Origin of the sequence: Chondromyces apiculatus DSM 436, assembly GCF_000601485.1 — a bacterium.
GTDB lineage: Bacteria > Myxococcota_A > Polyangia > Polyangiales > Polyangiaceae > Chondromyces > Chondromyces apiculatus.
Window position 1 is genome coordinate 1 of sequence record NZ_ASRX01000167.1, and the last position, 1,420, is coordinate 1,420.

Below are 1,420 nucleotides of genomic sequence, written 5' to 3' on the forward strand. Positions count from 1 at the left end.
CACCGGCCGCACCGGCCGCACCGGCCGCACCAGCCGCGGCGGCGCGCTTCTTCCACCTGGTGATGGCCGAGGGGAGCGGGGTGAAGGAAGCGGATCCCGTGCGTGGGATCGCGCTGCCCCCGCGCGTCTCCGACAGCCTTCCCATCGTGAACCGCACGCCGCTCGCCGCGTTCACCGTGCCGTGGCAGCTCAGGCCTCCGATCGCCTCGCGCACGGTGGTCGTCAAGGGCACCTTCGACCTGGTCCAGGGCGGCCCGGCGCGCCTCCGCGAGGAGGGCGACGTGCCGCTCGGCGATCGGCACGCGGGCGACGATCCGGCGCGCGCGCTCGTGTACCCGTCCGACGTCACGGTCTTCAAGGCGAAGGCCGACGTCACGGTCTCCGGCCACGCGCACGCGATCGGGGGGCCGGTGCCGGTGATGCAGGTCGCGCTGCGTCTCGGGAAAGCACCTCACCGCATCGAGCGGGTGGTCGCCGTGATCGGGGACCGGATCTGGATCCCGGGGGTGGTCACGCCGGTACCGATGCCGTCGAAGCCGCAGCCTTTCCAGCGGATGCCGCTCGACGTCGAGCGGGCGTTCGGAGGGCCGGGCTCCGCGGAGAACCCTCTTGGCCGGGGCCTTGGCGCGCCGACGCGCGACGGTCAGCCCGTCGCGCTGCCCAACCTGGAGGATCCGCGGCGCCCCGTGATCCGGCCGGAGGACGTACCGCCGCCCATCGCGCTCGGCCCCGTCCCGCCGGGCTTCCCGCAGCGCGCCTCGAAGCTCGGGACGTTCGACGCGCGCTGGCTCTCCACGCGGTGGCCCTACTTCCCCGAGGACCTCGATCCCGCCGCGCTCCAGCACGCCCCTCCCGAGCAGCAGCTCGACGCGCTCGCGGGCGATGAGCCCTTCGAGCTGGTGGGAATGCACCCGGAGCACCCGACCCTGCGCGGGACGCTGCCCGGGGTGAGGCCACGCTGCTTCGCGCAGCACACCGCCGCCGCCGGTGGCGCCCTGCGCGAGGTGCTGCTGCGCCTCGACACGGTGCACCTGGAGCCCGAGGCGCTGAAGCTGACCCTGGTGTGGCGCGGGGTGCTGGAGGTGCAGGACGACGAGGCGAGTGAGCTCGCCGAGCTGTTCGTGATGCTCGAAGAGCGGGGCGCGAAGCCTGCGGACGACGAGGAGGTCCTCGGGCGCTACCAGGCCGCGCGGCTGCCCCTCGCCGCGGTGGCGCAGGAGCCTGACGCGCCAGGGCCCGCGAACGACACGGGCAAATCCGGAACGCGCGATCCCCGGGCGGCGGCCGTGCGGGATCGGCTCGCGGCAGCGGGGATCATGCCGGCCGCGGTGGCCGCGGGAGCGCCGCTCCCTCCAGGCGCAGGCGGTGTATCGAGCGCGGAGAGCGCAGCCGGCGCGGGCGCGGGCGCGGCGGGCGCGGC

At 75.4% G+C, this 1,420-nt stretch carries 1 protein-coding gene; it reads left to right on the forward strand.

The window, feature by feature from the left end; genetic code table 11:
- Positions 1–1,420 (forward strand): DUF2169 family type VI secretion system accessory protein (locus CAP_RS43275; RefSeq protein ID WP_044252730.1); only part of this gene is annotated, 1,420 nt, incomplete at both ends.